Origin of the sequence: Sphaerisporangium perillae, assembly GCF_023276435.1 — a bacterium.
Classification (GTDB): Bacteria; Actinomycetota; Actinomycetes; order Streptosporangiales; family Streptosporangiaceae; genus Sphaerisporangium; species Sphaerisporangium perillae.
In genome coordinates, this window is the sequence record NZ_JALLPO010000050.1 from 15,547 (window position 1) to 42,274 (window position 26,728).

Sequence of the window (26,728 nt, forward strand, 5' to 3'; positions counted from 1 at the left end):
GAGCGGAGAGGTGTCCTTTATCCGGCCAGGGGCGCCTTCACCGGGAGGGCGGACTGGCCTGGGACGCCCAATATGTCTTCGACGACGCCGACGAAGGTGTCGGCCTCGGTGATCAGCTCTTCGGCGTCGCGTGCCGACACCACGCGGACCATGCCGGCCTCGGCCGCCGCCCGCTTGCGCGCGCTCTCGGCGAAGTACGCCGCCCAGCGCGCCAGCCTGGGCTCGGCCTCGGGGAGCAGTTCCCACGCGCTGCGGAGCCGGCGCCTGCGGCCGTCCATCGGCCGCGGAAGCGCCGCGAGGATCGCGGCGGCCGCGCGCAGCGCCGCCAGATGGGCCGAGACGTAACGCTCGGCGGGAGTGCGGGCCGCCGCGGCGTCCGCAAGGCAGGAGTGCGCGTCGGCAAGGTGCGCGCGCACGGTCTGTGAAACCCGGGGACCTTCTCCGGACTCTCGAGTCATGCCACCCTCCTCGGGGTCATGGCTCCGGCGGTGACCGCCGGTGATAACACGGTCGCAGACCCCACCGACAATTCCGGTGGTCCGCTGGTCATGGTCACTCGGATGCTCGTGCCCTCGCTCGTCCCTCGCCCCGGCACGGCCGGCGTGCCGCGGGTGCTCCGGTTCCTTTCCCAGCCCCTCCGCTCGTGATGTCGTGGCTCCGGTCTCGGCCGGCCTGCCCGGTGGGCCGCCCGTCTCTGCGGGGGCCGCTCCGCGCCTGTGGCGCGCCTCCGGGCTCTCATGCGGCCGACGCGTCGTGCCGGCGCCGCCATGCCGGTCTGCTCGGGGCCGGACGAGGAGCTTCCCCTCTCCCCGTCCGGCCATCGGTGTCTCGTGGCGAGGCCGCCGCCGACGGCACTCCCCAGCCGTTTGGTGAGGGCGGGCCGCGAGTCCCACCCTCACTATGTCGAACATAAATTCGATGACCCGCCATGTCAAGCATCAGGCGAACATAGGTTCGATCATGCGGTCACCGTGGCGTTCGAACACCGGGATACGGCCAGGACGGGAGAGCGGCCGGCGGCCGGGACGGACGCCGTTCAACGGGCGCGGACTCCGTTCGACCGGGACGCCCTTCAACTCGGGACGGGTTCCCTTCGAAGTGGACGGGAACGCCGTTCGATCGGGACGGGTTCCGTTCGAAGTGGACGGGAACGCCGTTCGACCGGAACGGACTCCGTTCGACCGGGACGGGGGACGCCGTTCAAGCGTCACGGGTGTCGTTCAACGCAGAAGGCCGCGGCCGTCAACGACGACCGCGGCCCTGGCGAGCGCGGGTCTCAGCGGCGGAAACCGCCCCTGACGTGCACCGGGACGCCGGCGCCCAGGAGGCCGGGCAGCATCTCGGCGACATGCATCGGAAGGCGCACGCACCCGTGGGAGGCCGGGTAGAGCGGGACCGACAGCGCGCCGTGGAGGGCGATGCCGCCGTTGAAGAAGATCGGGTTGTACAGCTGGCCGAGATAGGACCTGTGCCAGCCCGACCGCCGCCAGGTGGTCTTGTAGTCTCCCGTCGGCGTCCTGGCGCTGCCACAGAACCTCTGCGTCTTGCCCTGCCAGGTCGCGGTCTCGCAGTAGGGGATGCCGCTGCCCGAGGAGACGTGGGTGATCAGCCTGACCTGGCCGGACCTGTAGAGCACGGCGACCTGCTTGGTGAGGTTGATCTCAACCCGGTCGGGCTTGCCGTTCGGCACGAGCACCTGCGGGGCCTTGGGGTTCTCCAGCGCCCGCCAGGTGCGGGCGCTGATCGTGCTGGTCGGGGCGATGCCCTGGATCTTCTGGAACGCCCACACCGCCGACTGGGTGGTGCCGCCGTACTTGGAGTCGATCTTCCCGGGGGCGTAGCCGAGCTCGCGCAGCCTGCTCTGAAGCTCCTTGACCGCGGCGCCCTTGGCGCCGAACCGCAGGTTGCCGTGCGGCGCCGCGAACGGCTTGGCCGCGCCGGCCAGCCCGGCCGGCGACGCGTGGAACGCGCCTGCGGCGGACGTCCCCGCCGGGCTCGCGGCACGCGTGGCGGACGTGCCTTCAGGGCTCGCGGCGCGCGCCGCGGTCGTGCCGGTGGCCGCCTGCGCGCCCTGCCCGGTCCCCGCCCCGCAGCCCGAGACGAGCACGGCTCCCGCGGTCAGCACCGCCGTGACGGCGAGCCGCCTCCCAAGCGCCATGTCAAGACTCCCCTTCGACAGCACCACGTACGGTTCACGGACCCTAGCGCATCGATCACGCTCCGCCCCGTACGGTCACAGAGATGTAATCAATCGCTGATGCCGGTCAACCTGTTTAGAGTGTCCTGGTGCCAGAAAAGTTGCATCCGAACGTGGCCAAGGTGTCCGCCGCACTGCGCGAGTCGGGGGTGAGCGGTGAAGTCGTCGTGCTGACCGACCCGGCGCCGACGGCGGTCACGGCCGCCGCCCAGCTGGGCTGCGAGGTGGGCGCGATCGCCAACAGCCTGATCTTCGACGCCGACGGCGAGCCGCTGCTGGTGCTGACCAGCGGCGCCCACCGGGTCGACACCGGCCTGATCGCGGGGCTCGTCGGGGTGTCCAAGGTCAAGCGCGCCACCCCTGACTTCGTGAAGGCCGCGACCGGGCAGGCGATCGGCGGCGTCGCCCCGGTCGGCCACCCCGCGCCCATCCGCACGCTGGTCGACACCTGGCTCGGCGAGCACGAGGTCGTGTGGGCGGCGGCCGGCCACGCGCACACGATCTTCCCGACGACGTTCGAGGAGCTCGTGCGCATGACGGGGGGCACCCCGGTCGAGGTGGAGTGACCACGGCGCGGGCGATGACCGTGCGCTAGTGTGCGATGAGTGATCGAACTGCGACGCGCCGATCCTGCGGACTTCACCGCCTCGCTGGACACCGTGATCGACATCTACACGGAAGCGATGCGCCCTCCGTACGACCAGCTTTCCGGCCGGCAGAGCATCATGCGCAACCACTCGACGTACCCCGCCTTCACGTGCCTGCTCGCCCAGACGACCGACGGCACCACCATCGGCTTCGGGTACGGCTTCCACGGCATGCCCGGCCAGTGGTGGCATGACGTCGTGCGCCGCGCCCTGAAGGACCGGGAAGGCGCGGCGGCCGCCGACGCGTGGTTCGAGAACGCCCTCGAGATCGCCGAGATCCACGTGCGTCCCGACTACCAGGGCAAGGGGGTCGGCCGCCGGCTCGTCCAGAGCCTGTGCGAAGGCAGGCCGGAGCGCAGCGCGGTGATGTCCACCCACGACCAGCCCACGGCCGCGCGGCATCTGTACCGGCGGCTCGGCTTCACCGACCTGATCAGCGGGTTCGTGTTCCCCGGCGGATACGAGCACTACGCCATCGTCGGCAGCGCCCTTCCGCTCCGCCCGCTCCCCTAGCCCCGGACGCCGGCCACGCCGGGCGGCGGGAGGCCGCCCGGTAGGGCGCTGCTATCCGGTGGTCACGGGGACGGGCACCAGGGCCTTGTAGACCTCACGGGTCGCGTTCGACCGGTTGAAGGTGATGAAGTGGATGCCCGGCGCGCCCTCGTCGAGCAGGGTCTGGCACAGCTCGGCGGCGTGCTCGATGCCGAGGCGGCGCACCTCCGCCGGGTCGTCCGCGACCGCCTCGAAGCGTTCGGCCACCTCGGGCGGGAACGGCGCCCCCGACAGCTGCTCCGACCGCGCGATGGTGCTCATCTGGGTGACGGGCATGATGCCGGGGATGATCGGGGTGTCGCAGCCCGCGGCGGCCACCCGGTCGCGCAGGCGCAGGTAGTCCTCGGCGCGGAAGAACATCTGCGTGATGGCGTAGTCGGCGCCGGCCCGGCACTTGCGCACGAAGTGCTCGGTGTCGGACTCGACGGACGGCGACCTCGGGTGCCGGTAGGGGAAGGCGGCGACCCCGACACAGAAGTCGCCCGCCTGACGGATGAGACGGACGAGGTCCTCGGCGTAGGTGACGCCTTCGGGATGCCGGACCCACTCGGCGAGCGGGTCCTTGCCGGGCGGGTCGCCCCGCACGGCGAGGATGTTGCGCACACCCGCTCCGGCGAACCTGCCGATCAGGTGGCGGAGCTCGCGCACCGAGTGGTCGACGGCGGTGAAGTGGGCGACCGGCGTCAGCGTCGTCTCGTGGGCGAGCCGCTCGACGATCTCGACCGTGCGGTCGCGGGTGCCGCCGCCGGCACCGTAGGTCACCGAGACGAACGTCGGTTGCAGCCCTTCGAGCTCGCGGATCGCGCGCCACAGCTGCCGCTCCCCCGCGTCGGTCTTCGGGGGGAAGAACTCGAAGGAGAACGACCGCCGCCCGGAGGCGAGCAGTTCCCGGACCGTCGGAACGCGGTCGGGCAAGACTGATGGACGACCCAGAGCCATGCTTCCAAGGCTACAGGTCCGGCCCGCCGGGCACCGTGGCCGAACGTGCGGTCCTCGCTCGGGGGACGGGCGCCCGGGCACGCCACCGGCCCGATCGGGTCCGCCTTGGACCCTCTCGTCACGATCGTCCCCGAGCGCTCTCACCGGGTCGCCGCCGCCGTGCCGGGCCCGGCGTTCCCCTCCATGACCTGGGTCACACAAGGGCCGGCAGATCGGCGACCGGCTGCGCGGCCGTTAATCTCAAGACATGACCACTTCCTTCGCCCTGTCGGACGCCCTCCGTTCCGAGGTGGACCAGCGGCTGCGGGCGTTCGTCGACCGGCAGCGTCCTTTGGTCAGCGGCCCGGAGCTGAGTCCTCTGCTCACGGCCGCCGAGGACTTCCTCGCGGGGGGCAAGCGGCTGCGTCCCGCGTTCTGCTACTGGGGCTGGCGCGGCGCGGGCGGGGATGACGACCCGGCGATCTACACCGCCGCGGCGTCGCTTGAATTGCTGCAGGCCAGCGCGCTGATCCACGACGACGTCATGGACGCCAGCGACCTGCGCCGCGGCAAGCCCTCGGCGCACCGGCGGTTCCAGGCGATGCACGAGGAGGCCGGCTGGCGCGGGTCGGCGGCCCAGTTCGGCGAGGGCGCCGCGGTGCTGCTGGGCAGCCTGCTGCTGGTGTGGTCGGGCGAGATGTGGCGGACGAGCGGGCTGCCCGCCGACGCGCTCGCCGCCGCCGAGCCGGTGCACGACCTCATGCGCACGGAGCTGATGTGCGGGCAGTATCTCGACCTGCTCGAGCAGGCGCACGGCGACAGCACCTTCGACAGCGCGCTGCGCGTCGCCCTGCACAAGAGCGGCAAGTACTCCGTCGAGCAGCCGCTGCGCCTCGGCCTGCTGCTCGCCGACCGGGGCCAGGCGCCGTGGATCGACGGGCTGTGCGTCGACTACGGGCAGAAGGTCGGCATCGCCTTCCAGCTCCGCGACGACGTGCTCGGCGTGTTCGGCGACCCCGCCGAGACCGGCAAGCCCGCTGGGGACGACCTGCGGGAGGGCAAGCGCACGATGCTGATCGCCCGCGCGCTCTCGGCCGCGTCGCCGGAGCAGGCGGCCGACGTGCGGCTGCTGCTCGGCGACCCGAAGCTCGAGGAGGACGGCGTCGAGCGGCTCCGGGGGATCATCGAGGAGACCGGCGCCCTCGCGGCCAGCGAAGAGATGATCAAGCGTTACCTGGACGACGCGCTGATGTCCCTGGAACGCTCGCCGATCACCGGCGAGGCCCGTGACGCCCTCGCGGAGCTCGCGGTGGCGGCCACCTCACGCCGCAGCTGAGGCCCGAACGCCTCAGGGCGAGGTTCGCGCGCCTCAGCTGAGGTCGCACGCCACAGGGCGGCCGTCGGCCCCGGCTGAGGCCGCCCCCTCCGCTCGCGGTCAGGGCGCCGAGAGGCGGCGGGCGAACTCGGCGGCGGCGGCGCCGGGGTCGTCGGCCTCGGTGATGGCGCGCACCACGACGACGCGCGTCACCCCGTAGGACATGACCTCCGGAAGCGTGGCCAGGTCGATGCCTCCAATGCCGAACCACGGCCGGTCGGTCGCCAGCGCCGCGGCGTGCTTGAGCAGCCCCGGCCCCGGCGCGTGACGGCCGGGCTTGGTCGGCGTCGGCCAGACCGGCCCGCAGCAGAAGTAGTCGACGCCCTCCTCCGCGGCGGCCGCCGTGGCCTCCGCGTCGCTGTGGGTCGACCGGCCGATCAGGATGTCCGGCCCGAGGATGTCGCGGGCGACCGCCACGGGAAGGTCGTCCTGCCCGAGGTGCAGCACGTCGGGACGTGCCGCGTAGGCGATGTCGGCCCGGTCGTTGACCGCGAGCAGCGCTCCGTGCCGGTCGCAGGCCGCGCGGAACACCTCGAGCAGCGCGAGCTCTTCGCGGGCCTCCAGGCCCTTCTCGCGCAGCTGGACGATGTCCACGCCACCGGCCAGGACGGCGTCCAGAAACTGATCCAGATCACCCTGGCGGCGGCGCCCGTCGGTGCAGAGGTAGAGCCTGGCGTCAGAAAGCGAGCGCCTGGGCACGCCTCTTCACCTCGGTGTGCCGACCGGCGACGATCGCGTCGATGGGCGCCCCCGGCAGGGAGTCGTCGGCGGTGAACAGCCACCGCAGGGCCTCGACGTCCTCGAAGCCGGAGTCGGACAGTACGGTCAGTGTGCCGGGAAGCCCCTTGACCACGTCGTCATCGGCGATGAACTTCGCGGGGACCTCCGGCTCGTGGCCGCCCCGCCGGACGCCGATGAGCTTCTTGTCCTTGAGAAGCTGCTTGGCGCGCCCGGTGGTCAGCCCGAGCCGCCTGCCCACTTCCGTGAGGGGGAGCCATTCCCCCACCAACTGGTCGGTTTCCCGGTCGATCTGTGCAACAGAAAGCGTCACGGAACCACAACTACCACGTCGCGCCTCTTCTCAAACACCCCGCTGGGGGTCACAAGCAGTCGCGCAAGGGTATCGAGGGGTCGATCGCGCGATCAACATCGAGTCTTTGCCCGCCTTCGACGATGCGGCGTCCCTGCACCAGGTCACGGGGGCGGTCCACGGTGAGGATGGCGGCCAGCCGGTCGTCCCCGGTCAGCCAGAGGGCCGCCCACTTGCGGTCGGCGTCGGGATCGCCCCGCAGGACCAGCCGGGCCCCGTCGTGGTGGCCGGCGTACTGGAGCATGCGGCCGAACTGCTCGGACCAGAAGTAGGGCACGGGGTCGTACACGGCGGTCTCGCCGAGGAGGGTGGCCACGGCGGTCTCGGGGGCGTTCAGCGCGGTGTCCCAGTGTTCGACCCGCATGCGGTGGCCGAAGCGCCGTGACCACCAGTTCGCGCAGTCGCCGACCGCGACCACGCCTTGCATGGACGTGCGCAGGTGCTCGTCGACGAGGACGCCGTTGTCGAGCCCGATGCCCGAACCGGCGAGCCACCCGACGGCCGGGCGCACGCCGACGCCGGTCACGACCACGTCGGCCGGGATCCAGGAGCCGTCCATCATGGTGAGGCCGCCGGGGTCGACCGAGCCCACCATGGTGCCGAGCCGCAGGTCGATGCCCGCCTCGGCGTACCAGGCCGCGGTGCGGCCGCCCACCTCGGTCCCCAGGGCCACGGCCAGCGGCGACTCGGCGGCCTCGACGACGGTCACCTCGCAGCCGGCGCGGCGGGCAGCGGTGGCGACCTCGGCACCGATCCACCCGGCGCCGACGACCACGACGCGGGTGTCCGGGACCAGCGCGGCGCGCAGGGCCAGGGCGTCGTCGATGGTGCGGAGCACGTACTGGGCGCCCTCGCCGCGCAGCCTGACGGGAACCGCGCCGGTGGCGATCACCAGGCCGTCGTACTCCAGCTCGCCCTCGGTGGTCTCGAGGGCTCCCTCGCGCAGGCCCTTGGCGGCCACGCTGGTGCGCAGGTCGACCTCGAGCGCGCCGAGGTCGGAGTCGACCACCGTCGAGTCGAGGCCGCCGAGCAGAACGGCCTTGGAAAGGGGCGGCCGATCGTAGGGCCGATGGCCCTCCTCACCGATCAGTGTGACGCGCCCTCGGTATCCGCGCGCCCTTAGCGCCTCGACACTTCGCACGCCGGCCAGTCCGGCCCCCACCACCACGACATGATTCACATCCTGACCCTAAGCGGCCAGCCGGGTAACCCGCCAACGGCGATTTGGTAACAAATCAGCTCACTACCCCACACAGGCAGTGATGAAAATGCTCAACCAGGTTCCCAAGCCGTACGAGGGCAGGAATAGGCTTGCACCATCAGCACGCGCGGGAGTCCGGCGAGACCGGGCTGAGAGGAGGGCTCAGGGCCCTCGACCGCCAGGAACCTGATCCGGATCATGCCGGCGAAGGGAGCGGACCTCAGATGGACGTGCCACACGCTACGGCGCACCCGGGCACGCGTCACTCCGACATGGTCGTGGTGGGCGGCGGCGTCATCGGCCTGTCCGTCGCCTGGCGCGCCGCCCGGCACGGTCGCACGGTCACCGTCGTCGACCCCGCCCCCGGCGCGGGGGCCTCGCACGCGGCGGCCGGGATGCTCGCCCCCGTGAGCGAGGTGACCTACACCGAGGAGCCTCTCCTGCGGCTGGGCCTGGCCTCGCTCGCCCGGTGGCCGCACTTCGCCGCCGAGCTGTCGGAGGAGTCCGGCATCGACGTCGACCACCGCACCCAGGGCACGCTCGACGTGGCCTTCGACGCCGACGACCTCGCGGCGCTGGGCGAGGTGGCCGGCTTCATGGAGAAGCTGTCGCTTCCCGTCGAGCGCCTGACCGGGCGTGAGTGCCGGCGCGCCGAGCCGATGCTCGCCCCTTCCGTCCGCGGCGGCATCCTCGCCTCGGGCGACGCGTGGGTGGACCCCCGCCGGGTCACCGCCGCCCTGCTCGCCGCGCTGGCGCGCCGGGGCGTCGCCGCGGTCGCCGACCGCGTCACCGGCCTGGTCGTCGAGGGCGGCACCGTACGGGGGGTCCGCCTGGCCGGCGGCGGGACGATCGGCGCCGAGCGCGTCGTTCTGGCCGCCGGCGCCTGGTCGGGGTCCCTGGACGGCCTGCCGCCGGAGGTGCTCCCGCCCGTGCGCCCCGTCAAGGGGCAGATCATGCGGCTGCGGGGCGCTCCGGGGTTCCTCGGCCACTGCGTGCGCGGAGTGGTGCACGGCTCCCACGCCTATCTGGTGCCGCGCGGCGACGGCGAGATCGTGCTCGGCGCCACGCAGGAGGAGATGGGGTTCGACACGCGGGTGACCGCCGGAGCCCTGTGGGAGCTGCTGCGCGACGCGCGCGAGCTCGTCCCCGGCATCACCGAGCTGGAGGTCGCCGACGTCGCGGCCGGGCTGCGCCCCGGGACGCCCGACAACCTGCCGCTGATCGGCCCGAGTGCCATGGACGGGCTCGTGCTCGCCACCGGCCACCACCGCGGCGGCGTCCTGCTCTGCCCGCTCACCGCCGACCTGGTGACCGGCGAGCCCTCCCCCGACCTCGCCGCCCTGGCGGCGCTCTGCTCGCCGCTGCGCTTCCACGAGGCCCGGCGGCAGGGCTCCACCGGCTCCCACCGATGAACGAAGGAGGAACGGGGCCCGCCCCCTGGCCGATGGCCTGGGTCTCCCGCCCCGGAACCGCGATGAAAGTGACGATCAACGGCGTGCCCCACGACCTGCCCGCCGGGGCGAGCGTCGCGCGGGCCGTCCAGCAGCTGACCCCGGCCGTCGCGGGCGTCGCGGTGGCGCTGAACGACGAGGTCGTGCGGCGGGGCGCGTGGGAGTCCACCACGCTCGCCGAGGACGACCGCGTCGAGGTGCTGACGGCGGTGCAAGGTGGCTGACCACGACACCGCCCTCCTGGACGACGCGCTGGTCCTCGGCGGCGAGAAGTTCGGCTCGCGGCTGATCATGGGGACCGGAGGCGCGCCTTCGCTCGACGTGCTCGACCAGGCGCTGGCCGCGTCCGGCACCGAGATCACCACGGTGGCCATGCGCCGGCTCGACCCGGTGGCGAGGGGGTCGGTGCTCGACGTCCTGCGCGACCGGAACGTCAAGGTGCTGCCCAACACGGCCGGCTGCTTCACCGCCGGAGAGGCGGTGCTGACCGCGCGCCTGGCCCGGGAGGCGCTCGGCACCGACTGGGTGAAGCTCGAGGTGATCAGCGACGAGCGGACGCTGCTCCCCGACCCCATCGAGACCTTCGACGCCGCCGAGCGGCTGGTGGCCGACGGGTTCGTGGTCCTGCCCTACATCGGGGACGACCCGGCGCTCGCGCGGCGGCTGGAGCAGGCCGGCTGCGCGGCCGTGATGCCGCTCGGCGCGCCGATCGGCTCCGGCCTCGGCATCCGCAACCCGCACAACATCGAGCTCATCGTGGAGGCGGCGACCGTCCCGGTGATCCTGGACGCCGGCATCGGCACGGCGAGCGACGCGGCCCTGGCGATGGAACTAGGATGCGACGCGGTGCTGCTGGCCAGCGCCGTCACGCGGGCCCGCAGGCCGGGCCTCATGGCCTCGGCGATGCGGCAGGCCGTCGTCGCAGGTCGCATGGCGCGCCTCGCGGGCCGGATACCCCGGCGGCGGTACGCTGAGGCCTCCTCACCGGCGATCGAGCCGGGTGCCAGGTAACGATGAACCCTCGGGGACGGGAGAACATGTCGGCATCGGTTTGGAATGTGCTTGCCCTCTCCCTGGCAAACCGCCCGTAAACTCACTCCCGTGGACACGACGGTTGCGGACCCCCTTCTAGGGCGGCTGCTGGACGGGCGATATCGGGTGGAGTCCCGGATCGCCCGCGGTGGCATGGCCGCTGTCTACCTCGCCTTGGACGTCCGGCTCGACCGCACGGTCGCCCTGAAGATCATGCATCCTTCACTGGCCGAGGACCCCGATTTCGTGCGGCGCTTCATCGGCGAGGCCAAGTCCGTCGCCAGCCTGTCGCACCCGAACGTGGTCCACGTCTTCGACCAGGGCACCGACGCCGAGCACGTCTACCTCTCCATGGAGTACGTGCCCGGGCGCACGCTGCGCGACGTGCTGCGCGAGCGCGGGCGCCTGCCCGCCCGCGAAGCCCTGGAGATCATGATCCCGGTGCTGGCCGCCCTCGGCGCGGCCCACCAGGCGGGCATGGTCCACCGGGACGTCAAGCCCGAGAACGTCCTGCTCACCGATGACGGGCGGGTCAAGGTCGTCGACTTCGGGCTCGCCCGCGCGATCGAGGCGGGCAACCAGACCAAGACCGGCGTCATGATCGGCACGATCGCCTACATGTCGCCCGAGCAGGTGACCGCCGGCGTCGCCGACGCGCGCAGCGACGTCTACGCCGCGGGTGTGATGCTGTTCGAGCTGCTCACCGGGCACCAGCCCTACCAGGGCGACAGCCCCATGTCGGTGGCCTACCGCCACGTCCACGACCAGGTGCCGGCCCCCTCCTCGCTGGTGCGCGAGACGCCGCCGCCGCTGGACACGCTGGTCCTCTCGGCGACCGACCGCGCCCCCGACCGCCGTCCGGCCGACGCCACGGCACTGCTCGTCGCGGCCGTCGAGGCCCATCGCATGCTGCCGCGCGACATGGCGCCGCAGCGCCCGCCGGTCGGCGCGACGTCCCCTTCGATGGCGCGCGGCCAGACCGGCGTCCCGCCCGCCAACCCCACGCTCATCCACTCGCGCACGGAGATGCTGGCCGCTCCGGCGCTGAGCCCGCCCCCGGCGGCCAAGGCCACCCGTTTCCGGCCCAACTGGTTCCTCATCGCGCTCGCCGTCATCATGGTCGGGGCGATCGCCGGGACGGGCTGGTGGTTCTCCGAGGGCCGCTACGCCAAGGTCCCCGACCTGCTCGGCCTCAACATCACGGTCGCCAAGTCGGAGGCCGAGAAGCAGGGGTTCGCCGTCAAGATCGGTCCCGCCGAGCACGACAACAAGCTCGCCGAGGACAAGGTGCTGCGCACCGAGCCCGAGGCCGGCCGGAACGTGCTCAACGACGCGGTCATCACGCTCATCCCCTCGTCGGGACCGGTCAAGATCGCCGTGCCGAACGTCGTGAACCTCTCCGAGGCCGACGCGCGGGCCAAGATCTCCGAGGCCGGTCTCACGGCCGGGGCCGTCAGCCGGGTCCCGAGCGACACGGTGCAGCGCGGGCTCGTGCTGCGCACCAGCCCTCAGGTGGGCACCAAGGTCAGAGAGGGCAGCCGGGTGCAGCTCGTGCTGAGCGCCGGGCAGCTCATGCCCGACGTCAGCGAGATGCAGTGCGACCAGGCCGACGCCTTCCTGCGGCAGAAGGGGTTCGTCCCGACGGTCGTCCAGCAGACCGACGACGCCCAGCCCGGCACGGTCATCGCCCAGAGCCCCGCCGCGCGGGCCGAGGTCACCTCGGGTCAGGCCGTGCAGCTGACCTGCTCTAAGGGGCCCGACACCGGCTTCCACTGGCCCTGGGAGAACCCCGACAACGTCCAGCCCGGCCAGGCCATGGTCGCCATCCCCGACGTCCGGTTCAAGAAGGTGACCGAAGCCCTGAACGAGCTGCGCACGGCCGGGTTCAAGGTACGCGTACGCAAGATCGCCGGCACTGGCGCCGTCGTCGCCGAGAACCCCCTCGGCCAGGCCCCGGCAGGCACCCGCATCACCATCTGGCACTGACCGGCAGTGACTTCAGTGCCCTGGAAATTGTGACCAAGGGCACACTCCGCCCCGCACGGATCGGGGCCGGAGGCGATGCTCAGATGCCCGCGGCCGGGCCTCAGGGGAGTGTCGCCGAGCGGGGACGGCAGGTCCGGACAGTGGTGCGCGACCGTCCGGGAAAGGCGCCGGGAGACCGCCTGTACGGTCCTCTCCGCGGCCCCGGATGGCGCGGAGAAGGCCATCTGACCAGCGCTGATATGCCGGATCGCAATTAAGATCGGAAGATCGGCCGCGAGGGGCGGTCACCTTTCCGGGAAGTGCTGAGTGAACCGAACCATCCGCACGATAGATGATGTCCTGGGCCTGCTGGATCGGCTGTTCGCACCGGACGCGGACCGGTGGACGGGGGATGCCTCGGCATGGTGGGACGGCTTCTATGCCGACCGCTCGAAGCCGGTTCCCTTCTTCTCCACCAAGCCGGACGAAAGCCTCGTGTCCTACCTAGAGCGAGGGCTGCTGACTCCGGGGCGTGCTCTGGACCTGGGCTGTGGGCCGGGCCGCAACGCCATCCACCTCGCCTCGCTCGGCTTCGAGGTGGACGCCATCGACCTCTCCCCCACCGCGGTGGCCTGGGGCGAGGAGCGGGCCCGCGAGGCGGGCGCCGACGTCCGCTTCCTCTGCGGCGACGCCTTCACCGCCGAACCGGCGCTCGGCCGATACGACCTGGTCTACGACTCCGGCTGCCTGCACCACCTGCCGCCGCACCGCCGGGTGAGCTACCGCGACCTGCTGGACCGGGTGCTCGCTCCCGGCGGCCACCTCGGCCTCACCTGCTTCGCCTCCGGCGCCATGGGTTCCGAACTGCCCGACGAGGAGTTCTACCGCGAGGGCCGTCTGAACGGCGGCCTGGCCTACACACCCGACGCGCTGCGCTGGATCTTCTCGGACTTCACCGAGATCGAGGTGCGCCCCATGGAGGAACAGCCGCCCGACGCGCCGCTCTTCGGCGTCCCCTTCCTCCTGGCCGCGCTGTTCCGGCGCCCGGTGAACGATTGACGGCACGTGCCACCCCACCTGCCCGGGTCAGGAGATCGGCTGGGCGGGCGTGCCGTGGAGGCGGAGGCGGCCTAGGCCTCCGTCGGGGTAGATGTCGAGGCGTACGTGCGTCACGACGCGGTCGCCCCGCAAGCGGAAGCGGTGGCGGGTGTCCGGCTGCAGCCTGGTGCGGGGTAGCAGCTCGAACCATCCGGCGTCCTCGCCCGGCGTGCCCTCAGGCGGATCCTCCCCTGGCGCGTCGTCCCCGGGCATGGTTCCCCGCGCGTCGACTCCCGCAAGTGAGGCCCAGCCGGGGGCGTTGTACACCAGGTTGGTGGTGTCCAGCTCAGCGACCCGCACGACGCCGGGCACGGCCAGCCGTACGATCAGCCAGTCGTTCCCGCCGTCGCGACGGCGGGCCGTCTCCCAGCCTTCGGCCTGGTGCCGGGGCAGCCCGGGGGCGATGACGTTCGACGGCAAGGAGTAGAACGCGTTCGAGCAGGCGGTGACCAGAGCGCCGTTCTCGAGCGCGGCGAGGTCGATGGTCATGCCCTGCTGGAGTGCTAGGTCGGGCACAACCTCTCCGTAGACGCGCAACCGCGCGACGCCGCCGTCGGGGAAGATGTTCAGCCGCACGTGGGTGAACCGGCGCCCGCCCTGGACGGCGAACTCGTGCCGGGCGTCACCCGTGAGGGGGCTCTTCGGCACGATCTCCACCCAGTCGGCGTCCCGGAGTTCGTCCACCGAGGGGTAGCCCGCGACCTCGCACGCCTCGACGGAGGCGAAGGGCGGGTAGTTGCCGGTGAACCAGGCTGTGTCGACGACCACGCCTCGGACGATTCCCGGCATGCCGAGCCGGATGATGGCCCAGTCATGGCCGGGGTCGCGGCGCCGCCGGGTCTCCCAGCCGTCGTACACCTGGCCTCTCGCGCCGAAGGTGCCCGGCTGGAACGCGGGCGCGCCCGGCCGGATCAGTGACTGCCGCTCGGCGAAGGACTCGTCGCTCGCCCCGACGACCGAGCCGCCGTACGAACGCAGCGCGAGGTCCGGGAGCCTGGTCATGGCGTCGCTCACCCCTGGACCGGAGGCGGCCGTGAAAGCGGGGAGGTGGGTCATAGGAGCTCTCCGAAGGGCGAGGTGGTGTCGGTGACGGGACGGCCGCGCAGCCAGGTGGTGCGGACGACGCCGGTCAGCGCGCGGCCGTGGTACGGGGTCAGGGGGTTGCGGTGGCGCAGCCGGGTGGCCTCGACGGTGAACCGGGCCGTGTCGTCGAAGGCCACCAGGTCGGCGTCGAGGCCCACGGCGATGCCCCCCTTGGCGGACAGGCCCGCCAGCGCCGCCGGCCCGGCCGACATCCACTCCACGACCCGCGCCGGCGTGTACCCGCGTGACCGGGCCTCGGTCCAGACGGCGGGCAGGCCGATCTGGAGTGAGGAGATGCCGCCCCAGGCGGCGGCGAAGTCGGGGACCTTCAGGTCGGGGGTGGAGGGCGAGTGGTCGGAGACGACGCAGCTCAGCACGCCCGCCGCCAGGCCTTGCCACAGCTCGTCGCGGTTGCCGCGGTCCCTGATGGGCGGGCAGCACTTGAACTCCGGGCCGCGCACCTGGTCGGCGGTGATGGTGAGGTAGTGGGGACAGGTCTCGGCGCTGACCCGCACCAGGTCGCGGCGGGCGGCGTCCAGCGGTTCCAGGCAGGACGCGGAGGAGACGTGGAGGATGTGCGCCCGCGCGCCGGTCTCGCGGGCGACGGCGATGACCCGCTCGACGGCCCGCCGCTCGGCCTCCCCGGGCCGCGAATCCAGGAATTCCGGATATGTCGGGCCGACCGGGTCCGTGAGCAGCGCCGGGTCCTCGGCGTGCACGATCACGAGCCCGTCGAACGCGGCCACCTCGCGCATGGCCGCGCGCAGCCCGTCCTCGTCGAGCGGCGGGAACTCCTCCACGCCGGACGGCGACAGGAAGCACTTGAAGCCGTACACGCCCGCCTCGTACAGCGGCCGCAGGTCGGCGAGGTTGCCCGGGATCGCGCCGCCCCAGAACCCCACGTCGACGGCACACTGCCCGGCCGCCGCGGCCCGCTTGACCGCGAGAGCGCGGACGTCGACCGTCGGCGGCAGGGAGTTCAGCGGCATGTCGATGATCGTGGTGACGCCGCCTGCCGCCGCCGCCCTGGTGGCCGTGGCGAAGCCCTCCCAGTGGGTACGGCCGGGCTCGTTGACGTGCACGTGGCTGTCCACCAGGCCTGGCAGCAGGCACACGTCCCCCAGGTCCACCACCTCGGCCGCCCTCACCCCGGCGTCGTACGACAGCAGGGCGGCGATCACACCGTCCCGCACGGCCACGGCCAGCGGCTGCTCCCCTCCGGGCAGCACGACCCGCCGCGACCGCACGACCAGGTCGAACGCGGGCATGGGATGGGGGTCAGTCGTGGGCATGGGCGGGTTTCCGGGGTAGCCAGGTGGTGGCCAGGGTGGTGGCGAGGCGTTCCAGCAGGGGGCCGGCCTCCTCCATGCAGCGCCGCACGTCGTCCTCGATGTCGGTCAGCGCGAAGGCCGCCTGGATGCCGGCCGCGTGCAGCTGGTCGTCGGACAGCGCCCGCCGGCCGCAGACGGCGACCACGGGGACTCCCGCCCGGCCGGCCGCCTCGGCGACCCCGGCCGGGGCCTTGCCGCGCAGCGTCTGAGCGTCCAGGGAGCCCTCCCCGGTGACCACCAGGCGGGCGCCCGACAGCCGCCCGGCGAAGCCGAGCAGGTCCAGCAGGAGATGGATCCCGGGCCTGATCCGCGCGCCGAGGAAGGCCATGGCGGCGAATCCCACGCCGCCCGCCGCCCCGGCGCCCGGGTCGTCGCGCGCCTGTACGCCCAGCTCGCGCTCGGCCACGTCGGCCCAGCGGGCCAGCCCCTCCTCGATCCGGGGCAGCTCGGCGGGGCCCACTCCCTTCTGCGGGCCGTACACCGCCGCCGCGCCGTCCGGGCCGAGCAGGGGGTTGTCCACGTCACTGGCGACGACGAACTCCACGCCCGCGGGCCGGGTGAAGCCCGAGAGGTCCAGGGCGTGCAGGTCGGCCAGGGCCCCGCCTCCCGGCGGCAGCTCCCGGCCGCGCGCGTCCAGCAGGCGCACACCGAGGGCGGCCATCATGCCGGACCCGCCGTCGGTGCAGGCGCTGCCGCCGAGGCCGAGCACCACCTGCCGGGGATCGCGGCGCAGCGCCGCCGCGACGAGGTCGCCGGTGCCGTGGCTGGTGGCCGTGAGCGGCGCGAGACGCCCCCCGGGGAGCCGGTGCAGGCCCGACGCCTCGGCGAGCTCGACGACCGCGACCCCGTCCTTGAAGCCGTAGGCGGCGGTCACCGGGTCTCCGGTCGGGCCGGTGGCGACGGCCTCGACACGCTCGAACCCGCAGGCGACGGCCGCCTCGACGGTGCCGTCCCCGCCGTCGGCGACCGGCATCGTGATCACGGTGATGTCCGGCCGGGCGGCGCGCAGGCCCGCGGCCACGCGGTCCGCCACCTCGACGGCGCCGAGCGACCCCTTGAACTTGTCCGGCGCGACCAGCACATGCCCCGCCATCACGCACCCACCCCCCGCCACGCCTGTCCGAAGACCATGGCGGAGGCCCCTGACCGTATCTGCCCAGTGACCACGCCGGCGGACCCCGGCCGTGATCGCCGGGTCGCCATGTGCCGGGGCTTTCCGTGGGTGTGGGGTGGCCTCGCCTGAGGGACGTCCGCGGGGCTTCGGGGTGAGGTCACCGCGGGACCTCGAAGTGCCAGTCGGGGCGGGTTCACGCGGGGCCTCCGAGTGCCGGTGGGATGGTTTCACGCGCGGGCCGGTGAGGACCCATCTGCTGACGACATCATGCACCGGCATTCGGGCGGACCGTATGCCCCCTTTCGGCCGCGAGGCGGGTGAGGCGGCGGTGGGCCTCTGCGCCGGCCCGTGCGGCGGCGTCCTGCGGCACGGTGCGCAGCTCGCCGTCCCGCACCACGGTCCGGCCGCCCACCAGTACGCGGGCCACGGGGAGGGCGCCTCCGAAGACCAGCGCGCACACCGGGTCGTCCACGGCGGCCGCGAAGCCGTCGACCCGCCACAGGACCAGGTCGGCGAGCTTGCCGGGCTCCAGGGAGCCGATCTCCTCCTCGCGGCCCAGGCACCGGGCGCCTCCCAGGGTGGCGATCTCCAGCGCCTGCCGGGCGCTGAGCGCGTCCGGGCCGTACCGTGCACGCTGGAACAGAAGTGCCTGGCGCATCTCGCCGGCGAGGGGGGTCAGCTCGCTCGAGGCGCTGCCGTCCACGCCGAGGCCGACGATCGCCCCGTCCCGCAGCATCTCCGAGACGCGGGCGATGCCCGCCCCGAGCCGGCCGTTGGAGCTCGGGCAGTGCGCGGTGCCGGTGCCGGTGGCGGCGAAGCGCCGGATGTCGCCGTCGTGGAGGTGGACGGCGTGGGCGACCCACACGTCGGGGCCGAGCCAGCCGAGCTTCTCCATGTAGTCGACGGGGGTGCAGCCCATCTGGGCCAGGCAGTGCTCCTCCTCGTCGAGCGTCTCGCTGAGGTGCGTGTGCAGGCGTACGCCCTTGGCGCGGGCCAGCGCGGCCGCTTCGGTCATCAGCTCGGCGCTGACCGAGAACGGCGAGCACGGCGCGACCGCGACGCGGAGCATCGATCCCGGCGAAGGGTCGTGGTAGGCGTCGATGGCGTCGGCGGTGGCGGCGAGGATCTCATCCAGGCCCTCGACGACCTCGTCCGGCGGCAGGCCGCCCTGGGACACGCCCCGGTCCATCGAGCCCCGGCAGGGGTGGAAGCGGATCCCGAGGTCGCGGGCCGCCTCGATCTCGGCGGCGAACAGGTCGCCGCGGCCCTTGGGGAAGATGTAGTGGTGGTCGGTGCTCGTGGTGCATCCCGACAGCGCGAGCCAGCCGAGCCCCGCGGTCGCCGCGCCCTTGACGACCTCGGCGTCCATGGCGGCCCACACCTGGTAGAGCGCCGTGAGCCATTCGAACAGCGTGGCGTCCTGGGCGACGCCCTGGGAGGCCCACTGGTAGAGATGGTGGTGGGTGTTGACCAGGCCGGGGGTGGCCAGGCAGCCGGTGCCGTCGACGCGCTCGGCACCGGGCGCCTCGGGGCCGGGCCCTGGCCCGAGCGCGGCGATGCGGCCGTCCCGGACGAGGATGTGCCCACGGGCGATCTCGGGCCCCACCACGGGGGCGATCGCGACGTTCTCGATCAGGACGTCCGCGCTCACCGGACCACGACCTCTCCGGCGTCGGCGCGCCGCTCCGTTTCGGGGGGAATGTCCGCGCTCACCGGACCACGATCCTTCCGGCCGCGGCCGGCCGCTCCGTTTCGACGGGGTGTCCCGCGTTCATGAGGTCCGGGCCTTTCTCGCGGCGGCGAGCCGGACGGCGTCGAGGATCTTCTCGTATCCGGTGCACCGGCACAGGTTGCCGGCCAGGGCCTCGCGGATCTCGGCGTCGGTGGGCTCGCCGGTGCGCTCGATGAGGTCGTGCGCCTGGACGAGCAGGCCCGGGGTGCAGAAGCCGCACTGCACGGCGCCGCACTCCACGAAGGCCTCCTGGATCGGGTCCAGTCGGTCGCCGTCGGCCAGCCCCTCGACCGTGCGCACCTCGCGTCCTTCCGCCTGCCCGGCCGCCACCAGGCACGCGCACACCGGCACGCCGTCGAGGTAGACCGTGCAGGAGCCGCACTCGCCCTGCTCGCAGGCGTTCTTGGCGCCCGGCAGGCCGACCCGCTCGCGCAGCACGTAGAGCAGGCTCTCTCCTTCCCAGACGCCGTCGACCGCCTCGGGCCTGCCGTTGACGGTGAGGTTCACGCGCATGCCGCCACCTTTCCCCGATAGTCGTTCCATGCCCAGGTGAGCGTGCGGCGAGCCATCACCGCGATCGCGTGGCGACGGTAGGCGGCGGTGCCCCGCACGTCGTCGATGGGCGAGGCCGCCTCGGCCGCCAGCTCGCCGAACCGCGCGAGCAGGGCGGCGTCCAGGGCCGCCGCTCCGGCCCAGTCGAGCTCCGCCGCGAGGAACTCCTCGGCGGCCGGGGCGCGGCGGGGCGTGGGTGCGGCCGAGCCGATGCCGGTGCCCACCCGGCGCTCCGCCGGATGCAGGGCCAGCGCGAACGAGCACACGGCGATGACCATGGCGTTGCGGGTGCCGACCTTGGAGAAGTACTGGGGTCCGGTCGCCGGGGGCGTCCAGAAGGCGCGGATCAGCTCGTCGGGTTCCAGCGCGCTGCGCTTGACGCCGAGGTAGAAGTCGGTGGCCGGGATCATGCGGGTGCCCCTGGCCGCGGAGGCGACCTCGATGACGGCGTCGCCGGCGAGGAGCGGAGGGTGGCTGTCGCCCGCGGGGGAGGCGGCGCCGAGGTTGCCGCCTACCGTGGCCCGGTTGCGGATCTGCGGCGAGCCGACCGTGCGCGACGCCTGGGCCAGCCCGGGGAGCCGGTCGCCCAGCTCGGCGATGATCCGCGCGTAGGACACTCCGGCGCCGACCCGGAGCCGCCCGTCGGCCGCGAGCTCCCAGTCGCCGAGCTCGGCGATCCGGCCGAGGTCCAGCAGCGCCACGGGGCGCCGCACGTCGAAGTTGATCTCCACCATGACGTCGGTGCCGCCCTGGATGGGCACCGCCTCCGGCACGGAGGCCTTGGCGTCCAGCGCCTCGGCCCAGGTGACAGGTCTCAGGAAGTCCATCGGTCCGTCCTCCTAATCGCGGCCGGCGCGGTGCCCGCGGACGTTGGCCGGGTTGCTCGACGTACGGCGGCGCTGACATCGCCGTACCACTCCCCGCCGGCCCGGCGCCGGATCAACGAGCACCATGCGAACGGAGAGGGAGGGGCACCGGCGGGTGGTGGTCATCGCGCTGGGCCGGGCCAGGCGCGTCGAGAGGGGGGATCGGTGGTGGAGGCGGGTGGTCATGGGTTAGTCCCAGGCTGGGCCGGGGGGTGGGGCGTCGTTGTGGAGCACCACTCCCTCGATGAGTCCGTAGGGACGGTCGGCGGCGAAGTACACCTCGTTGTCGTTCTCCAGGCCGAAGGGGGTGAGGTCGACCAGGAAGTGGTGCTTGTTGGGCAGTTCCAGCCGGACCTCGCAGATCTCGTCGCGGGTCGCCAGCACGCGCTCGCCCATGGCGAAGAGGGTCTGCTGCAGGGAGAGGCTGTGGGTGCCGGCGAAGGCGTCCAGCAGGCACCGCCGCACCTCTTCGTACGATTTCCCAAAATCGTACGACTTCGACCCATCGTCGGGGACGTGGCGCCAGCGGGCGGTCACGGCGGTGGCGAGGACGCGGTCGGTGGCCGGCGGCAGCGTCGTGTACTCGTCCTGGATGAACCCGTGGAACTCCGAGCCGGTGGAGTTCAGCAGCACCAGGTCGCGCAGGCCGGACACCACCGTGGAGGTGCCGTCCCGGTCGTGATGGACGACGCACGTGCGCACCTCGGTCCCCGAGCGCGCGAACGAGTGCGGCCCCCGGCGCTCCCAGAAGTACTCCTCCACGGCCACGCGGGCGTGGTGGATCGTGGGCTGCGACCCGGCGAAGTGCCGGGCCAGCAGCAGGGCGAACTCCTCGATCTCCCCGATGCCGTGCTTCTTGGCGAAGGCGAAGACGGTGTTCTTCTGCGAGTCGGTCGGCAGCACGGCGGAGTTGTCCCCTTGGCGGTGCACCTCCTCCATGTCGCCCGACAGCGAGACGCCGACGTTGCAGTCCTTGAGATGGTGCACCTCGCCGTCCCGGGTGACGCGGACGACGCGGGTCTCCGCCTTGCCGTAACGGTTGGGTCCGAGCACGACGGTCATCGCTAGCTCCCCCGGTAGGTCGAGTAGGCGAACGGGCTCAGCAACAGGGGCACGTGGTAGTGCGCCGCCGGATCGTCGATGCTGAAGGTGACGACGACCTCGGGGTAGAACGCGGCCACCCCGCACGCGGCGAAGTAGGCGCCGGTGTCGAAGACCAGGCGGTGGACGCCCCTGCCCGGCTCCCCGTCGGGCAGCCAGTCACGCAGGCGGCCGTCGTCGTCGGTGACGCCGGCGCCGAGGACGCGTTCTCCCCGGAGCAGGCGCACGGCCACTCCACGGGCCGGCCGGCCGCTGCTGGAGTCCAGCACGTGGGTGGAAAGGCTCACGTCTCCTCCTCGCCCACGAGCTTGACCACCCGCAGGGCCGCGATCTTGGCGAGCTCCTCGCGCACCACGGCCCGCTCGGTCTCCTCGTCGTTGGCCAGCCGGCCCGTCAGCCGGTCGAGCATCTCCCCGGCGGTGAGACCGGTGGCGCAGACGAGGTACACGTGGCCGAACCGCTGCTCGTAGACCGCGTTCCTGGCGGCCAGCTCGGCGAGCACCCGCCGGTCGGCCCCGGCCGTGCCGGACTGCTCCGCGCGCGACCAGGACGACTCCCTGCCCGGCCCGGCGGCACGGTCGCCGATGCGCGGATGGGCGGACAGGGCCTCCCGCACCTCGGGCCAGCTCAGCGCACGGACGGCCTCCCCGGCGGCGGTGGCCAGCGCGCCCGGGTCGCCGTACGGGCGCGAGGCCGCCACCTGGCGGGCGAACGCGGGAGCGGCGCAGCACGCCAGCAGCTCCCGCTCGGCCTCCGCGGGGCTGAGCGCGTTGAGGCCCGCCAGCCCGCGCCGGCCCGGTGTCACGTTCGGCATGCCAGCAAGTACACCCGCACCGGCGGACGTGGTCCAGCGGCGGGAGCTCACAAGTGGGCCAACGGTTCGCCACGACTTTTCGTGTCATGCTCCAAGTGGTCCTCGAACGCCGCCCCGCGGCGCCCGCCGGGGCACGCCGCCCGCTCCCCTAAGCTGGGCAGCATCATGACGGTTACCTCTCTCATCGGCGGCCACGCGCTGGTCACGGGTGGTCTGGCCACCGGCGGCCTGCGCTACGCGGCCGAGATCGAAGCCGAGATCATCCAGGTCTTCGTGACCAATCCCCGCGGCTGGGCCCTCGCCGAGGGCAAGCCCGCCGAGGACGCCGCGCTGCGCGAGTCGGGCATGCCGGTTTTCATCCACACGCCCTACCTGGTCAACATGGGCTCGCCCAGCGCCGACACCCTGGAGAAGTCCATCCTGACCATCCGTCACTCGCTACGGAGGGGCGTGGAGACCGGCGCGCTCGGCGTCGTCGTGCACACCGGGTCGGCGGTGACGCAGCCGCGCGACGACGCGATGCGCCAGCTCCACGAGCACCTGCTGCCGCTGCTGGACGAGATCCCCGAGGATGGTCCCGACCTGCTGCTGGAACCGATGGCGGGGCAGGGGCAGATGCTCTGCGCCACCGTGCAGGACCTCGACCCCTACCTGGCCGCGCTGGAGCACCACCCGCGGGCCAACGTCTGCCTGGACACCTGTCACGCGTTCGCCGCGGGGCACGACCTGGCCGCGCCGGGCGGCGTGGGGATCACGCTGGAGGCGCTGCACGCGATCGCGCCGGGACGGCTGAAGCTGCTGCACGTGAACGACTCCAAGGACGTCTGCGGGTCCAAGAAGGACCGTCACGAGAACATCGGCGCCGGGCACATCGGCGCGGAAGCCTTCGGGGAGCTCCTGCGCCACCCGCTCGCCGCCGGGGTGCCGTTCTGCATCGAGACCCCGGGCAAGGCCGAGCGCCACCGCGAGGACATCCTGCTGCTGAAGAAGCTCCGCGACACGGCGATGGCGACCGCCCACTGAGAGCTCCGCGACATCGCGATGGCGACCGCCCGCTGAGAGGCCGCGCGGCACCGCCCGCCGAAGATGCGGCGCCGTGCCTGAGACGGCCGGGGCGGGGTGTTCGCCAACGGGATCCGGCCGCCCCCCTTGGGCCGGATCACGTGCGGGGCCTTGCGGCCGATCGGCGAACGCCCCGCCCCGCCAGGCCGACGGGCCCTACCCCCCGGTAAGGGCCCGGCGACCTGCAGGTGGTCACCGGATACGCGCCGCGGGCGCGGCAGCTCGGCGATCACCATCGGGTCCGCGTATCCAAGGTCCGCCCGGCCCATGGGGCTGGTGTCCCCCCCGGTTACGCAGTGTGGCTCTTCGACGCGGACGACATTACGGTGGGTCATCTAGGTCAGGCGGGCGCTTCGGCGCCGTCTCGCCGAACGGTCAGTAGTCAGCGATGTACGGAGCGTGTCCACGCGACGAGCGGCGTCTGGACGCCGACGAGCGGTAGGCCGGGGGCTCGCGCGCGGTGCCCTCACGGGCCCGGCGACGCCGCCGCCATGCCGGGAGGCGCGGGCGGGCGTGAAATCCCGCCGGGCGCCGCCGGCACGCCGGGCACCTGCGGCAGCGGCCCGCGGAACTGCCGGACGAGCTGCTCGCGCACGCGCCGGCTGTGCCTGCGGCTCACCGGGAGGACGGTCGCGCCGACGCGGAGCACGATGCGTCCCTCCTCGAAGCGCATCTCGGTGACGTGCCGGGCGGACACCAGCGTGCTGCGGTGCACCCTGATGAACCCCGAGGCCGCCCAGCGGCGCTCCAGGGCGGCCAGGGACATCCGGACCAGGTGGGTGCCCTCGGCGGTGTGCAGGCGCACGTAGTCGCCGCTGGCCTCGGCGTAGGCGACGGCGTGCTGCGGCACGAAGCTGGTGCGCCCGCTCAGCTCGACCGGGATGACGTCGTCCATCGACGCCTCGGCCGCCGAGGGCCCGTAGGCGGCCTGCTCCAGTCGGCGCACGGCCTCGGCGACCCGGTCGGGCCGTAACGGTTTCAGCAGGTAGTCGACCGCCTCCAGCTCGAACGCCTGGACCGCGCGGTCGTCGTGCGCGGTGACGAACACCAGCTTGGGCGGGCTCGGGAAGGCGCCGACCAGCCTGGCAAGATCCAGGCCGTCGAGGCCGGGCATGCGGATGTCGAGGAAGACGCCGTCGAGCCGCTCTCCGGCGCCGATCATCGCGACCATGTCCTGCAGGGCCGCGACCCCATCTGAGGCCGTCAGCACCTGCTCGACACGACCGTCCTGCCGGAGAAGGTAAGCCAGCTCCGACAGCGCGTGCACCTCGTCGTCAACCGCCAAGACACGGAGCATGGAGACCACGCTGCCGTCCGCACCGCTCCTGGAGCAAGCCCCCCATCAACATTCGGTAGCGACCTGAATGCGCTTAGTTATAACTTGGCCGCATTTTCGGCACGCGCATTCGCACCGTGGTCCCCTCGTCCGGGGCGGTCGTGATCACCAGGCCGTACTCCTGGCCGTAGATCTGGCGCAGCCGCACGTCGACGTTCGCGAGGCCGATGCCCCCGCCGTCGCCGCTCGGCGGCTCCCCGTCCAGCAGCCGCCGCACCCGTTCGGGCTCCATCCCGGCGCCGTCGTCCTCTACCACGATGTGGACCTCCTCGCCCGCGTCGCGGACCACGACGCTCACCTCGCCCGAGCCCCCGCCCCGGCGGATGCCGTGGGTGATCGCGTTCTCCACGAGGGGTTGCAGGCACAGGAAGGGCACGGGCACCGGCAGGACCTCCGGCACGACGTCCACGACGAAGCGCAGTTTGTCCCCGAACCGGGCCCGCTCCAGCAGCAGGTAGCGGTCCACGCAGGTCAGCTCGTCCGACAGCGTGGTGAAGTCGCCGGCGCGGCGCAGGGCGTGCCGGGCGAAGTCGGCGAAGTCCAGCAGCAGCTCGCGTGCCCTGTCGGGCTCGCTGCGGGTGAAGGAGGCGATCGTGGCCAGCGAGTTGCAGACGAAGTGCGGGGAGATCTGTGCCCGCAGGGCACGCGTCTCGGCCTCAAGGGCCCGCCGCCGCGTGGCGTCCAGCTCGGCCAGCTCGAGCTGGCCGGACGCCCACTTGCCCACCTCGGCCGCCGCCCGTACCAGGGCGGCGTCCACCTGGGGGTCGTAGGCGGCGAGGGCGCCGATGACCCGCCCGTCGACGGTGAGCGGCACCACGACGGCACTGCTGATGGCGCAGTCCTCGGCCTCGCAGAACAGCTCGTCCCCCGCCACCAGGTGGGGCCGCCCACCGGCCGGCATGCCGTGGACGTGGCCGAGCAGGTCGCGGACGTGGGCCTCGCCGGGCGCCTCCCAGGTACCGTCCCAGGCCAGCATCTGGTCGGTCGAGGTCACGGCGAGGGCGGCGGTGCCGACGAGGGCCCGCAGGTGGCGCACGGCCCTGCGCGCCGAGTGGCGGGACAGCCCGGCCCGCAGGTAGGGGGCGGCCATCGCGGCGAGGTGCAGCGTGGCGAAGGTGGCGTCGCTGGCCTGGTCGCCTGGGCCCGCGTCGCCCCGGCGGCGGCCAAGGCCGTACCCGACGAGGCCGCTCAGGACGCAGATCAGCGTCCACCCGGTGAGGAGCATGCGGGCAACCGTAATCGGTCACCTAACGTGATCGTGGCCGAACTCTACGGAGGACCGTCGCCGGGGTCCTCCTGGTAGGCGTACCGCTGCTCGCGCCACGGATCGCCGACGTTGTGGTAGCCGCGCTCCTCCCAGAATCCGCGCCGGTCGGCCAGCAGGTACTCCACCGCGCGCACCCACTTGACGCTCTTCCACGCGTACAGATGGGGCACGACGATGCGGACGGGAAAGCCCCGCTCGGAGGACAGCGGCTTCTCGTCGAGCTCCATGGCGAACAGCGTGGAGTCGCGGGCGAAGTCGGCCAGGCGCAGGTTGGCGCTGTAGCCGTACTCCCCCCAGACCATGACGTGGGTGACGCCGGCGTCCGGCGGGGCGGCCTCCATCAGCGTCCTGGCCGACACTCCCTCCCACTCGTTGCCCATCAGCGAGAACTTGGTGACGCAGTGGAAGTCGGCGACGACCGACGCGCGAGGCAGGGCGGAGAACTCCGGCCAGGTGAAGCGGATCTCCTCCCCCGATGCCGTCGCACCGAAGACCGACAGGTTCCAGCTCTCCGGCCGGAACTGCGGGACCCGGCCGTAGTGGAGGACCGGGCGGCCACGTGGGACGTACTGCCCGGGGGGCAGTCGAGTTTCCTCGGTTGGATCCGGCACGCAGCAATCCTGCCACCGCGCTCTTGACCGCGTGTCATTGGCACCCCGTTACGCGGGCCCGGCCCGCGCCGCGCCTGGTCCGGGCCGGGGATGGGGCCGCCGGGGCTGGGACCGCCCCGGCCCGGCGGGCGTGCGCTACACTGACGGCGATGCGTACTGCGTTTGAGTTTTGGTATGGCGACGGACCCGTGGAGCGGACCGTTCGCCGTCAGATGCTGCGCTGACAGGCAAACGTCGACGAAGGCCCCGGGTCCGAACGGACCCGGGGCCTTCGTCGTTTCTGGACTCACCCGGCCGCGACGCGGTCCACGAGAAAGGGCACCACCATGGTCA

The 26,728-nt window shown here is 72.8% G+C and carries 27 protein-coding genes and 1 riboswitch; of the genes, 9 read left to right on the plus strand and 18 right to left on the minus strand.

What is annotated here, in order from left to right:
* Positions 1 to 17: 17 nt before the first annotated feature.
* Complete coding sequence (locus tag MYF83_RS35800) at positions 18 to 458, minus strand: SAV_6107 family HEPN domain-containing protein (protein WP_248965213.1); 441 nt, start codon at positions 456 to 458, stop codon at positions 18 to 20.
* 818 nt (positions 459 to 1,276) lie between these two features.
* On the minus strand, positions 1,277 to 2,158 hold the full coding sequence (locus MYF83_RS35805) for a L,D-transpeptidase family protein (RefSeq protein ID WP_248965214.1): 882 nt from the start codon (positions 2,156 to 2,158) through the stop codon (positions 1,277 to 1,279).
* Positions 2,159 to 2,286: 128 nt separating this feature from the next.
* Between MYF83_RS35805 and MYF83_RS35810 the strand changes: the two genes are divergently transcribed.
* A complete protein-coding gene (locus tag MYF83_RS35810; RefSeq protein WP_248965215.1) occupies positions 2,287 to 2,763 on the plus strand; it encodes a YbaK/EbsC family protein in 477 nt (158 codons plus the stop codon).
* Positions 2,764 to 2,802: 39 nt separating this feature from the next.
* Positions 2,803 to 3,357, plus strand: coding sequence for a GNAT family N-acetyltransferase (locus MYF83_RS35815; protein WP_248965216.1), 555 nt, complete (start codon positions 2,803 to 2,805; stop codon positions 3,355 to 3,357).
* Between the two features lie 51 nt (positions 3,358 to 3,408).
* Here the strand turns inward: MYF83_RS35815 and metF are convergent, their stop codons facing one another.
* The gene (gene metF / locus MYF83_RS35820) at positions 3,409 to 4,335 is read right to left on the minus strand and encodes a methylenetetrahydrofolate reductase [NAD(P)H] (RefSeq protein ID WP_248965217.1); all 927 of its coding nucleotides are present in this window, start codon (positions 4,333 to 4,335) and stop codon (positions 3,409 to 3,411) included.
* Positions 4,336 to 4,582: 247 nt separating this feature from the next.
* On the opposite strand from metF, the gene MYF83_RS35825 reads away from it, so the two are divergent.
* Positions 4,583 to 5,650, plus strand: a complete 1,068-nt coding sequence (locus MYF83_RS35825; RefSeq protein ID WP_248965218.1) for a polyprenyl synthetase family protein — start codon at positions 4,583 to 4,585, stop codon at positions 5,648 to 5,650.
* A gap of 99 nt (positions 5,651 to 5,749) precedes the next feature.
* Here MYF83_RS35825 and thiE read toward each other — a convergent pair whose 3' ends face one another.
* The 3 genes from thiE to MYF83_RS35840 are packed head-to-tail and all read right to left on the minus strand — an operon-like array spanning position 5,750 to position 7,959.
* Positions 5,750 to 6,388, minus strand: a complete 639-nt coding sequence (gene thiE / locus MYF83_RS35830; protein WP_248965219.1) for a thiamine phosphate synthase — start codon at positions 6,386 to 6,388, stop codon at positions 5,750 to 5,752.
* Positions 6,366 to 6,740 (minus strand): Rv2175c family DNA-binding protein, encoded by a 375-nt coding sequence (locus MYF83_RS35835; protein ID WP_248965220.1) that lies wholly within the window; start codon positions 6,738 to 6,740, stop codon positions 6,366 to 6,368. Before MYF83_RS35835 ends, thiE begins: the two co-directional genes overlap by 23 nt.
* A 49-nt stretch (positions 6,741 to 6,789) precedes the next feature.
* Positions 6,790 to 7,959: an NAD(P)/FAD-dependent oxidoreductase gene (locus tag MYF83_RS35840; RefSeq protein WP_248965222.1), complete on the minus strand. Its 1,170-nt coding sequence runs from the start codon at positions 7,957 to 7,959 to the stop codon at positions 6,790 to 6,792.
* 138 nt (positions 7,960 to 8,097) lie between these two features.
* Positions 8,098 to 8,210, plus strand: a riboswitch (TPP riboswitch).
* On the opposite strand from MYF83_RS35840, the gene thiO reads away from it, so the two are divergent.
* The 5 genes from thiO to MYF83_RS35865 all read left to right on the plus strand — a co-directional run bounded on the left by thiO (position 8,205) and on the right by MYF83_RS35865 (position 13,487).
* On the plus strand, positions 8,205 to 9,392 hold the full coding sequence (gene thiO, locus MYF83_RS35845; RefSeq protein WP_248965223.1) for a glycine oxidase ThiO: 1,188 nt from the start codon (positions 8,205 to 8,207) through the stop codon (positions 9,390 to 9,392). (Overlaps the previous riboswitch by 6 nt.)
* A 62-nt stretch (positions 9,393 to 9,454) precedes the next feature.
* Positions 9,455 to 9,655, plus strand: coding sequence for a sulfur carrier protein ThiS (gene thiS / locus MYF83_RS35850; RefSeq protein WP_248965226.1), 201 nt, complete (start codon positions 9,455 to 9,457; stop codon positions 9,653 to 9,655).
* A complete protein-coding gene (locus MYF83_RS35855) occupies positions 9,648 to 10,442 on the plus strand; it encodes a thiazole synthase (protein WP_308201560.1) in 795 nt (264 codons plus the stop codon). The genes thiS and MYF83_RS35855 overlap by 8 nt, the downstream gene beginning before the upstream one ends.
* Positions 10,443 to 10,532: 90 nt before the next feature.
* The gene (gene pknB / locus MYF83_RS35860; protein ID WP_248965227.1) at positions 10,533 to 12,449 is read left to right on the plus strand and encodes a Stk1 family PASTA domain-containing Ser/Thr kinase; all 1,917 of its coding nucleotides are present in this window, start codon (positions 10,533 to 10,535) and stop codon (positions 12,447 to 12,449) included.
* Between the two features lie 306 nt (positions 12,450 to 12,755).
* Complete coding sequence (locus MYF83_RS35865; protein WP_248965228.1) at positions 12,756 to 13,487, plus strand: class I SAM-dependent methyltransferase; 732 nt, start codon at positions 12,756 to 12,758, stop codon at positions 13,485 to 13,487.
* Between the two features lie 27 nt (positions 13,488 to 13,514).
* On the opposite strand, the gene alc is transcribed toward MYF83_RS35865, so the two are convergent.
* The 9 genes from alc to uraD all read right to left on the minus strand — a co-directional run bounded on the left by alc (position 13,515) and on the right by uraD (position 22,119).
* Positions 13,515 to 14,582: an allantoicase gene (gene alc / locus MYF83_RS35870; protein WP_248965229.1), complete on the minus strand. Its 1,068-nt coding sequence runs from the start codon at positions 14,580 to 14,582 to the stop codon at positions 13,515 to 13,517.
* Entirely contained in the window at positions 14,579 to 15,901 is a 1,323-nt protein-coding gene (allB, locus tag MYF83_RS35875) for an allantoinase AllB (RefSeq protein WP_248965232.1), read from the minus strand. The genes alc and allB overlap by 4 nt, the downstream gene beginning before the upstream one ends.
* Entirely contained in the window at positions 15,888 to 17,033 is a 1,146-nt protein-coding gene (locus MYF83_RS35880; RefSeq protein ID WP_248965276.1) for a glycerate kinase, read from the minus strand. The genes allB and MYF83_RS35880 overlap by 14 nt, the downstream gene beginning before the upstream one ends.
* Positions 17,034 to 17,319: 286 nt before the next feature.
* Complete coding sequence (locus MYF83_RS35885; protein WP_248965233.1) at positions 17,320 to 18,705, minus strand: 8-oxoguanine deaminase; 1,386 nt, start codon at positions 18,703 to 18,705, stop codon at positions 17,320 to 17,322.
* 120 nt (positions 18,706 to 18,825) lie between these two features.
* On the minus strand, positions 18,826 to 19,299 hold the full coding sequence (locus tag MYF83_RS35890) for a (2Fe-2S)-binding protein (RefSeq protein ID WP_248965236.1): 474 nt from the start codon (positions 19,297 to 19,299) through the stop codon (positions 18,826 to 18,828).
* A complete protein-coding gene (locus MYF83_RS35895) occupies positions 19,290 to 20,165 on the minus strand; it encodes an FAD binding domain-containing protein (RefSeq protein ID WP_248965237.1) in 876 nt (291 codons plus the stop codon). Before MYF83_RS35895 ends, MYF83_RS35890 begins: the two co-directional genes overlap by 10 nt.
* Positions 20,166 to 20,393: 228 nt before the next feature.
* Positions 20,394 to 21,266 carry a factor-independent urate hydroxylase gene (gene pucL, locus MYF83_RS35900; protein ID WP_248965239.1) on the minus strand — a complete coding sequence of 291 codons (873 nt, stop codon included), beginning with the start codon at positions 21,264 to 21,266 and terminating at the stop codon, positions 20,394 to 20,396.
* A 2-nt stretch (positions 21,267 to 21,268) separates the two neighbouring features.
* Positions 21,269 to 21,592 carry a hydroxyisourate hydrolase gene (uraH, locus tag MYF83_RS35905; protein ID WP_248965240.1) on the minus strand — a complete coding sequence of 108 codons (324 nt, stop codon included), beginning with the start codon at positions 21,590 to 21,592 and terminating at the stop codon, positions 21,269 to 21,271.
* On the minus strand, positions 21,589 to 22,119 hold the full coding sequence (gene uraD, locus MYF83_RS35910; RefSeq protein ID WP_248965241.1) for a 2-oxo-4-hydroxy-4-carboxy-5-ureidoimidazoline decarboxylase: 531 nt from the start codon (positions 22,117 to 22,119) through the stop codon (positions 21,589 to 21,591). The genes uraH and uraD overlap by 4 nt, the downstream gene beginning before the upstream one ends.
* Before the next feature lie 165 nt (positions 22,120 to 22,284).
* Between uraD and MYF83_RS35915 the strand changes: the two genes are divergently transcribed.
* On the plus strand, positions 22,285 to 23,142 hold the full coding sequence (locus MYF83_RS35915) for a deoxyribonuclease IV (RefSeq protein WP_248965243.1): 858 nt from the start codon (positions 22,285 to 22,287) through the stop codon (positions 23,140 to 23,142).
* 505 nt (positions 23,143 to 23,647) lie between these two features.
* On the opposite strand, the gene MYF83_RS35920 is transcribed toward MYF83_RS35915, so the two are convergent.
* From MYF83_RS35920 to MYF83_RS35930, 3 genes are all read right to left on the minus strand, one after another.
* Positions 23,648 to 24,478, minus strand: a complete 831-nt coding sequence (locus tag MYF83_RS35920; protein ID WP_248965244.1) for a LytR/AlgR family response regulator transcription factor — start codon at positions 24,476 to 24,478, stop codon at positions 23,648 to 23,650.
* A 73-nt stretch (positions 24,479 to 24,551) separates the two neighbouring features.
* Positions 24,552 to 25,742: a histidine kinase gene (locus tag MYF83_RS35925; protein ID WP_248965246.1), complete on the minus strand. Its 1,191-nt coding sequence runs from the start codon at positions 25,740 to 25,742 to the stop codon at positions 24,552 to 24,554.
* A 44-nt stretch (positions 25,743 to 25,786) separates the two neighbouring features.
* A complete protein-coding gene (locus MYF83_RS35930) occupies positions 25,787 to 26,395 on the minus strand; it encodes a sulfite oxidase-like oxidoreductase (RefSeq protein WP_248965247.1) in 609 nt (202 codons plus the stop codon).
* Positions 26,396 to 26,728: the final 333 nt, after the last annotated feature.